This is a genomic window from Clostridium sartagoforme AAU1 (genome assembly GCF_000401215.1).
Lineage (GTDB): Bacteria > Bacillota > Clostridia > Clostridiales > Clostridiaceae > Clostridium > Clostridium sartagoforme.
In genome coordinates this window covers 21,675-30,210 of record NZ_ASRV01000155.1, presented here as the reverse complement: position 1 = coordinate 30,210, position 8,536 = coordinate 21,675, and the positions used below count along the sequence as shown (strand labels likewise).

General features: G+C 24.9%; 11 protein-coding genes. All 11 read left to right on the top strand.

Going from position 1 to position 8,536, the window contains the following annotated elements:
* Positions 1-210 precede the first annotated feature (210 nt).
* On the top strand, positions 211-393 hold the full coding sequence (locus A500_RS12835) for an alpha/beta-type small acid-soluble spore protein (RefSeq protein WP_016208012.1): 183 nt from the start codon (positions 211-213) through the stop codon (positions 391-393).
* Positions 394-723: 330 nt separating this feature from the next.
* Entirely contained in the window at positions 724-1,098 is a 375-nt protein-coding gene (locus tag A500_RS12830) for a GntR family transcriptional regulator (RefSeq protein WP_016208011.1), read from the top strand.
* Positions 1,091-1,789: an ABC transporter ATP-binding protein gene (locus A500_RS12825; protein ID WP_016208010.1), complete on the top strand. Its 699-nt coding sequence runs from the start codon at positions 1,091-1,093 to the stop codon at positions 1,787-1,789. The genes A500_RS12830 and A500_RS12825 overlap by 8 nt, the downstream gene beginning before the upstream one ends.
* A gap of 17 nt (positions 1,790-1,806) precedes the next feature.
* Complete coding sequence (locus A500_RS12820; RefSeq protein ID WP_016208009.1) at positions 1,807-2,505, top strand: hypothetical protein; 699 nt, start codon at positions 1,807-1,809, stop codon at positions 2,503-2,505.
* A gap of 13 nt (positions 2,506-2,518) precedes the next feature.
* On the top strand, positions 2,519-3,325 hold the full coding sequence (locus A500_RS12815; RefSeq protein WP_016208008.1) for a DUF4097 family beta strand repeat-containing protein: 807 nt from the start codon (positions 2,519-2,521) through the stop codon (positions 3,323-3,325).
* A 232-nt stretch (positions 3,326-3,557) separates the two neighbouring features.
* Complete coding sequence (locus tag A500_RS21920; protein WP_341349958.1) at positions 3,558-3,809, top strand: metallophosphoesterase family protein; 252 nt, start codon at positions 3,558-3,560, stop codon at positions 3,807-3,809.
* 95 nt (positions 3,810-3,904) lie between these two features.
* Complete coding sequence (locus tag A500_RS12810; protein ID WP_341349957.1) at positions 3,905-4,723, top strand: metallophosphoesterase family protein; 819 nt, start codon at positions 3,905-3,907, stop codon at positions 4,721-4,723.
* Entirely contained in the window at positions 4,710-4,931 is a 222-nt protein-coding gene (locus A500_RS19565) for an ATP-binding protein (RefSeq protein WP_051993157.1), read from the top strand. The genes A500_RS12810 and A500_RS19565 overlap by 14 nt, the downstream gene beginning before the upstream one ends.
* A gap of 206 nt (positions 4,932-5,137) precedes the next feature.
* Positions 5,138-6,217, top strand: a complete 1,080-nt coding sequence (locus A500_RS19560) for an AAA family ATPase (RefSeq protein WP_051993156.1) — start codon at positions 5,138-5,140, stop codon at positions 6,215-6,217.
* 236 nt (positions 6,218-6,453) lie between these two features.
* Positions 6,454-7,467 carry an ATP-binding protein gene (locus A500_RS19555; RefSeq protein ID WP_051993155.1) on the top strand — a complete coding sequence of 338 codons (1,014 nt, stop codon included), beginning with the start codon at positions 6,454-6,456 and terminating at the stop codon, positions 7,465-7,467.
* 75 nt (positions 7,468-7,542) lie between these two features.
* On the top strand, positions 7,543-8,472 hold the full coding sequence (locus A500_RS12800; RefSeq protein WP_016208007.1) for a metal ABC transporter solute-binding protein, Zn/Mn family: 930 nt from the start codon (positions 7,543-7,545) through the stop codon (positions 8,470-8,472).
* Positions 8,473-8,536: the final 64 nt, after the last annotated feature.

Here is an 8,536-nt window from a genome sequence, read left to right as displayed (position 1 = left end):
CCAAATATGTATTATATCTAATACATATTTTGTGCATAAAAACTTAAAATATCCTTTTATATAAAATATTCTAAAGTAGCTATAAATTACTAAGCATATAAATTTTTATAAGGGTTAATATAATAGTGTAAACAAAAAGCTTTTAAATGAGAGGGAGTTCAAATTTAAAAGAATGTTTACAAAACCAAATAGCCAAAGGAGGAATTACAGATGGCAAAAACATTAGTTCCAGAAGCAAGAAAAGGATTAAGTGCATTCAAGAATGAAGTTGCATCAGAGTTAGGAGTTCCATTTAGCGATTATAATGGTAACCTAACATCAAAACAATGTGGTTCCGTAGGTGGCGAGATGGTAAAAAGAATGGTTGAACAATACGAAAGTTCAATAAAGTAAGCCACAGGAACAAATTTAATTAGGGGTAATATACAATATGGATATACCGCCAAAGAATTAGTATTGTGACCATTCACAAAAAGAGAAGTTTTCTGAAATAAAAATTTAATTTTTATTTCAGAGGCTTCTTTTTTCTTTAGGGAATTATAAAAATTAATTTTATAGTAATAAAAATAAATAAAAAGCTATATATTATGGAGTAATAGCGAGATAATTTAATGTAATAAGATTTAATTAACATATTTGACTATAAAAAGTAGTAGCCAAAACAACAGTATCAGTGTACTATGTAATTAATACAGTAATACTGATAAGAAAGGAGATAAAAAAATGGTACTTGAATTGAGTTCAAAAGAACCTATATATCTTCAGATAATTGCTTATATAAAAAAGAAAATAGTTGCAGGTGAATTAAAGAAAGGGGAAAGGATTTTGTCAGTAAGAGATTATGCAAGCGAGTTAAAGGTTAATCCAAACACAATACAAAAAGTTTATTCAGAATTGGAAAATGAAAACTTAATATATACTCAAAGAGGAATTGGAAAATTTGTTACTGAAGACGAAAAAAAGATTAATGAGTTAAGACAAGAATTATTTAATGAAACAATAGATAAATTTATTGAAGACTCTAAAGCATTAGGATTTACTAAAGAAACTATATTGGCAATTATATCATCAAGATATAAGGAGGATAAAAATGAATAATTTATTAGAAGTAAAGGATGTATATAAGTCTCTTAAAGGAAAGCATATATTAAATGGAATAAATTTAAGTTTACAAAAAGGAAGAGTACTAGGAATAATGGGACCTAATGCTCAAGGCAAAACAACACTTTTAAATACTATACAAGGATTTTTAAAAGTTGATAAAGGGGATATAAAACTAGATGGAATATCTATAAATTCTGAAACTAAAAATCACATTGCATTTTTACAAGATAGAAATATTTTTAATAAAACCATGAAAATAAAAGATGCAATAAATTTATATGCAGATTTCTTTGATGATTTTGATAAAGAAAAAATGAAATATTATTTAGACTTCATGAATTTAGATGATAAATCAAGAATAAAAGAATTATCTAAAGGTATGAGTGAAAAACTTAGTTTATCTTTAACTTTAAGTAGAAAAGCAAAACTATATATGTTAGATGAACCTATATCAGGTGTTGATCCAGTATCAAGAGAAAAAATTCTAGATGCTATATTAGAAAATTTAAGTGAAGAAAGTTCAATGATAATAACAACTCATTATATTGGTGAACTTGAGAGAATATTTGATGAAGTAGCATTTTTAGGAGAAGGAAAAATAATAGAATATGGAGACGCTGAAGAATTAAGAGAAAGATATAAAGCATCAGTAGATGAAATTTATAGAAAGATATTCACAGAATAATTTATAGGAGGAGAAATATGAAGAATATTTTTAATATTTTAAAATATAATTTTGGTAAATACAATTCAGGAATAAATAAAATATTATATATAATGGCGCTTGTAATATTAATATTTTCAACATGTGGAACATTTATAAGGATACCATTTGTAGCAGAATTTATATCTGTTATTAACATTGCATTTGTTTCTTTATTTTTAGTTGTTAATTTTATAGTTTCATTAATAAAGTTTTCATCACAAATATCAAAGGATAAAGGTAAATTGATATTTACTTTACCAATTAAATCTTGGGAATTTATAATTGCAAAATATATGGAATTCATTATTTTACAAGGAATCATAGCTCTTATTGTGTATGTTATAACAAGCTTTACAGGAAATTCAATGGCTGATGCAGTTAAGGTAACAGCATTAGCAACAGCATATGGAACTACAATAGCTTATATAATAATTACATCTTTTATAGTAATTTTTTCATCATATATCAAAAATCTAGGATTATGTATATTGACAGTTATAATAGGTGGAGGAATTATCCAAGGTTTTGTATCAAAGATTAATTGGCTTATAACTAAACTATTTCCATATGTATATATTGAAATAGGATCTTTTATAGAAATAGATATAATATCATCTTTATTATGGATATTGTGGATGGTAATTTTAGTAATTACATCAATAAATCATTTAGATAAGAAACTAGATATAATTTAAAGGGGGAAATAATATGAGAAAAATCTCTAAGATTATTTTAATAGTGTCTTTAACTGTTACATTATTAACTGGTTGTGGAATAAGATTTGGGATTGAAAGTAGAAGGAATAACAATTCAGATGATTCAGTTAATTATAGCGGGGAAAGTATAAATAAAACAGAATCAATAGAAGGAATAGATAAAATTGATATAGAAATAGAAGTAAGTAATGTAACTATAATAAATTATGAAGGTAATGATATAGAAATATCAGGAACTCTCGGGAATTTATCAAGAGGGGTAACAGTAAGTAAAAATTCTAATAAATTAGTTATTAGTGAAAAGGCTAAAAAGGCTTTTAATATAAATATTAATACTAATAATGCAAGCAATTTAGAAATAAAGATTCCTAATTCTTATAACAAGGATATAGAATTTTCTTTTGGCGTTGGAGAATATAATATTAAAGATTTGAAAGTTAATGATATTGATATTCAAGGTGGAGTTGGAGAATTATTAATAGAAAATATCTCCTTCAACAAGTTAGATTTATCAAGTGGAGTTGGCTCAGTTGACATCTATACAAATGAAAGGACAGGAGAAATAGATATTAAAGGTGGAGTTGGAGATGTTAATATATCATTAGGAGATATTAATGGAAATTTAAAATTTGAAGGTGGAATGGGAAGTGCAAATATAAAAATTCCTTCAGATGCACCGGTAAATATAAAAACAGAATCGGGACTTGGAAACTCTAATATTAGAGCAAAGACATCAGGAGAAAATAAATATATATTTGACATTACAATGGGAATTGGAGAATTAAATATAACAAATTAAGATTAAAATGCTAAAATATAATGAAAATAAGTGTTAATATAAAGTAATAGAATTTTTTCTAAATTACTAAAAATAATTTTATTTAAAAAACTCCTTTGGGAGTTTTTTTCTTGTTTTTGAGTTTATTTTGTTAATTATATAGTATTAATAAAACTATAAATTTAAAGAAATTAATATATTATTGTTGTTCTATAATACTTTAATATTGTATATAAAATAGAAAAATGATAAAATGAGAACAAAAGTTCGTTTACATTTTAAAAATAAAGGTGATAATATGAATAAAGTTAAAATATTACAATCAGGAGATTTACATTTTGATACTCCTTTTAAGGATTTAAATAAAAATATATCATTAATAAGCAAAGAAGAACTCCTAGAAGTATTTAGTAGAATTATTAACATATGCGTACAGAATTCTGTTGATATTTTACTACTAACTGGTGATATATTTGATAATTTAACTGTTGATAAAAAACTTTAGTTTTTATCAGAAGTGAACTAGAAAGAATATCAAATATAAAAGTATTTATATCTCCAGGAAATCATGATCCATATAATGAAAAATCCTTTTATAAGATGATAGAGTGGCCAAATAATGTTCATATTTTTAAAGGAGCAATGGAAAGTGTAACTCTAGAAGATTTAGGCGTAGTTATATGGGGAGCTGCATTTACCTCTCATCATATTAACAAAAGTATTATGAAGAACATTTATATTGATAAGAAATATATAAATATAATGACTATTCATGGAGATATTTCAAACAATGAAGGTGGGAATGCTTATAATCCAATAACACTAAAAGATATAGAGTCTAGCAATATGGATTATATAGCAATAGGTCATAGACATAATTATAGTGGTATATTAAGAGAAAGAAATACTTGTTATGCTTATGCTGGATGCCCACAAGGAAGAGGTTTTGATGAACTTGGAGATAAAGGAGTAATAATTGGGGAAGTTTTCAAGGGTTCAGTAGATTTGAAATTTTTAAAAACTTCCAAAAGAAATTATCATGTAATAGATGTTGATATAAGTGATTTAGTTAGTTATGAAGAAATAAAAGATAAAATAGTTTCTTCAATAGAGGAAACTGAAAGAAAAAATAATTTGTATAAAATTATTTTAAGGGGAGAAATAGATTCATATATAAAACTAAATGAGGAAATAATTTTTGAAAAAATTAAAGAATATTTCTATTTTGTGAAAGTAGTTGATAAAACAGGAGTAAAGCTAGATTTTGATAAAATATCAAAGGATTATTCAATTAAAGGTGTTTTTGCAAGAAAGTTATTAGAAGAAAATGAATTAGAAGATGAGATTATAAAAATGGCTTTAAAAATAGGTATACAATGTCTGTCTAATGAGGAAGTGAATTTAAATGATTATAAGTAAAATACATATAATTTCTTTTGCAGGATTAAAGAATAAAATATTAGAGTTAGAAGATGGAATAAATATAATATATGGTGAAAATGAAAAAGGGAAAAGTACAATTCAGAACTTCATAAGAATTTGGTTATATGGTATGAATTCGAAAAGAAGTAAGGACATAAAGAATAATGATAGGATAAGGTTTATGCCTATTGATGGTGAAAAATAAGAGGAGAGCTTTATGTATCGAATAATGATAGAAAATATATAATAAGAAGAAGTTTTGGAACAACTAAGAAAGATGATACCTCAGAGATATTAGATGCAGAAACAGGAGAAATTATTACAAATATCCCAAGTGATGAGCCAGGAAAATATTTTTTAAACGTAAACTCCTCAACATTTATAAAAACATTATTTATAAGTCAGCTAGGAGTGGCTTTTTCCAAAGATAGAGAAGAAGAGATAATAGATAAAGCTGCAAATTTATTAGGTGATGAAGAGGAAAATATATCAATCCAAAAAGCTTTAGAAAAATTAGATGATATAAAAAAATCAATAACCACTACAAGAAAAAATGGACAATTAGATTTACTTAGAAATAAATATAACCTGCTAATAGAAGAAAGATATGAAGGGTATAATTTATCTAAGAATAATCTTGAAAATGAACAAAAGTTAATAAATTTAAGAGAGAGCGGAAAATCTTTAAGAAAAGAAATAAAAAACTTGGATATATACAAAAAATACATTAAGAAGGTAAAGCTTCAGAAAGAATATGAAGACATAACTGAATATTTAAAGAAAAAAGAAGAATTAGAAAAGAAGGAAAGATATATAGAAGAAAGTATAGCTTCAAGAAATGGGATAATAGATGAAGTTTTACTAAATGATATAAAAGATGAAAATTCACTATATTTTAGCTTGTTAGATATGAAGATAGATGAGGAAAAAAAATTAGAAAATAGTAAAGTACTTTATCAAAATAAAAGAAATGAATTTGAAGAAATAATTTTTATAGAAAATTTAACTAATGATGAGAAAAATAAATTTATAAAAGCTGTTATGGAAAAAGAAAATTTAGAAGAAAAAATAAGTAATTATGAAAATTTGATAAATGATATAAATTTAATTAAAAAAGAAATAGAGAAAAAACAATCATTAATAGGAAATGCAATAAATTTTAAAGGAAGAAGAGAAGAAATTTCAAGCCTATTAGAAGAATATGAAGATAAATTAAAAGAAATTAAATTCAAATTAGAACATGTTCCTAATGATATCAATATAAGAAACACAGATAATAAAATAAAAAAGAGCTATAAATTAATAAATATATTTTCTATACTTATTGTGATGCTTTTAATATCAATAATATTATTAAAAGGAAATTCGGCTTTATCATTAATTGTATCAATAATACTAGCATTGATATTAGGTGTATTAATGTATATATCTTTTACTATGAAATCTAAAATAAAAAAGGTAGTGAAATTAATGATAGTGCAGAAGGTGTAAAAAAGCTAGAAGATGAAATAAAAGTAATAGAAAAGGAAATATTTAAATTTACTAAAATTATAGGCTCAACTTCATATGAAGATTTTATTAGGAAATTAAAGCTTTTTGATGAATTTGTATTATATGAAGAAAAGCAAAATATAAAAATATCAGAAAAAGAAAAGCATGTTAATTTACTTAACATACAAAGTGTAAAAGATAATTATAAAAAGAATAAGGAATATATAAGGGATATATTGAATTTAGCTAAAACAAATGATACAAATGAGGTTATGATAATGTTATCCAAATACGATTTAGTAAGTAATGAAATATTATCAATAAAGATAGACATAGAAAAAGAACAAGAGTCAATTAATAAGTTAGAACAAGAGCTTAATATAAGAGAAAAAAGAATAAGGGAAAAGCTAGAATTCATAGGACTAGAAGATATGAATTTGTATAATTTAGAAGAAAAACTATTAGAAATAAAGCAAAAAATAAAACAAAGAGATGATGTATTAAGAAGCTTAGCTAGTATAGAGGAAACCTATAAAGCATTGACTAAGGATAAAGATATTGATGCTATAAAAGAAGAATTAAAAGATATTATAAATGAAAACATAAATTATAGTTATTCCTCAGAAGATGAGATAGATAATCAAGTTACAATAAAATCAAATGAATTAATTGAGGTCGAGAAAAATATAAAAGATGTAGAAAATGATATTAATAATAGGTTTATAGGTAAAAGAGCTATATCTCAAATTGAAGAGGAGATAGAAGAAGTACAAGAAAATATTAATAAATTGGAATTAAGGCTTAAAGCTACTGAACTAGCTATACAAAAAATGAATGAAGCAATAAGAGAAGTTAGAGGTAACTTTGGTAGTATTTTAAATTCAAGTGTTATAGAATACTTCAATAAATTAACAGAAGACAGATATGATAATGTGATGGTTTCAGATTCCTACGAAATGAAAGTTAGAAATGGGGTAGAGGTATTACCGGGAGCTATGCTGAGCAATGGAGCTAATGATCAGTTATATTTATCCCTAAGACTAGCTTTTATAAATATGATATATAAAGATATATCATTTCCAATGATATTAGATGATGCCTTTGTACAATATGACGATAAGAGAACTGAAAGGGCAATAGATATACTTTTAATGTGCAAATTTAAGCAGTTACTGATATTTACATGTCAATTAAGAGAAAGCAATATAGTTAAAAAGAAAAATATAGAAATTAATTATATTTATCTATAGTCTTGACAATAATAGTATATGGAGATAAAATTATATCAGTAAATAATGCAAATCATTTGCAAAAGAGGTGGATGAATGAAGAAAAATTTATTGATTTTAGCTTTAGTAATGGGAATGATATTTTCCTTTTCAGGCTGTACTAACAAAAATAATGAGGACAACTCGCAAAAACTAAGAGTAGGAGTTACTATTAGTCCTTTAAAAGATTTTGCTGAAGCTATAGGTGGAGACAAAGTAGAAGTGTTTTCAATAATACCAGATGGTAGTGATGCACATAGTTTTGATCCAAAACCAAAAGATTTAAATAATTTAATAAACACAAATATGTTCATATACAATGGACTAGGAATGGAAGAATGGATAGATTCTGTTTTAAATACAATTGAAAATAAAGATGTTAAGGTTGTTGAGGCAAGCCAAGGGATTGAAACTATTGAAATTTTAGAAGATGAACATAATGAAGATGAACATGAAGAAGATGATGACCATGAACATAGTGGAAAGGATCCTCATGTATGGCTAAGTTTAGAAAATGCAATAAAAGAAGCTGAGAATATAAAAAATGCATTATCAGAAATAGATTCTGATAATAAAGATTATTATGAAGAAAACTATGGAACTTTAAAGAAAGAATTTATTAGCTTAAAATCTGAATATGAAACTAAATTTAAGGAAATTGATAATAAAGATTTTATCACTGGACATGCAGCCTTTGCTTACTTATGTAGAGATTTTGGATTAACTCAAAAAAGTATAGCAGATGTTTTTGGAGAAGGTGAATTAACTCCTAAAAACTTAGAAGATTTAATAAATTATTGCAAGGAAAATAATGTTAAAGTTGTATTTAGCGAATCTGCAGCAAGTGCAAAGGAATCAGAGACTTTAGCAAAGGAAGTAGGAGCTAAGGTAGAAAAGATATATAGCTTAGAAACAAAAGAAGATAATAAATCATATTTAGAAGGAATGAAATATAATTTAGAGACTATTTATAATTCACTTAAGTAAAAAAGGCCGTAAGGCCTCTTTTATTATTTACGAGGAAATTACCAAAATATTGCCTTGTGAATAA

What these genes read in the sequence shown, in the direction of transcription:
- A500_RS12835 (WP_016208012.1), top strand. Translation starts at nt 211, where the DNA reads ATGGCAAAAACATTAGTTCCAGAAGCAAGAAAAGGATTAAGTGCATTC.
- A500_RS12830 (WP_016208011.1), top strand. Translation starts at nt 724, where the DNA reads ATGGTACTTGAATTGAGTTCAAAAGAACCTATATATCTTCAGATAATT.
- A500_RS12825 (WP_016208010.1), top strand. Translation starts at nt 1,091, where the DNA reads ATGAATAATTTATTAGAAGTAAAGGATGTATATAAGTCTCTTAAAGGA.
- A500_RS12820 (WP_016208009.1), top strand. Translation starts at nt 1,807, where the DNA reads ATGAAGAATATTTTTAATATTTTAAAATATAATTTTGGTAAATACAAT.
- A500_RS12815 (WP_016208008.1), top strand. Translation starts at nt 2,519, where the DNA reads ATGAGAAAAATCTCTAAGATTATTTTAATAGTGTCTTTAACTGTTACA.
- A500_RS21920 (WP_341349958.1), top strand. Translation starts at nt 3,558, where the DNA reads ATGAGAACAAAAGTTCGTTTACATTTTAAAAATAAAGGTGATAATATG.
- A500_RS12810 (WP_341349957.1), top strand. Translation starts at nt 3,905, where the DNA reads ATGATAGAGTGGCCAAATAATGTTCATATTTTTAAAGGAGCAATGGAA.
- A500_RS19565 (WP_051993157.1), top strand. Translation starts at nt 4,710, where the DNA reads ATGATTATAAGTAAAATACATATAATTTCTTTTGCAGGATTAAAGAAT.
- A500_RS12800 (WP_016208007.1), top strand. Translation starts at nt 7,543, where the DNA reads ATGAAGAAAAATTTATTGATTTTAGCTTTAGTAATGGGAATGATATTT.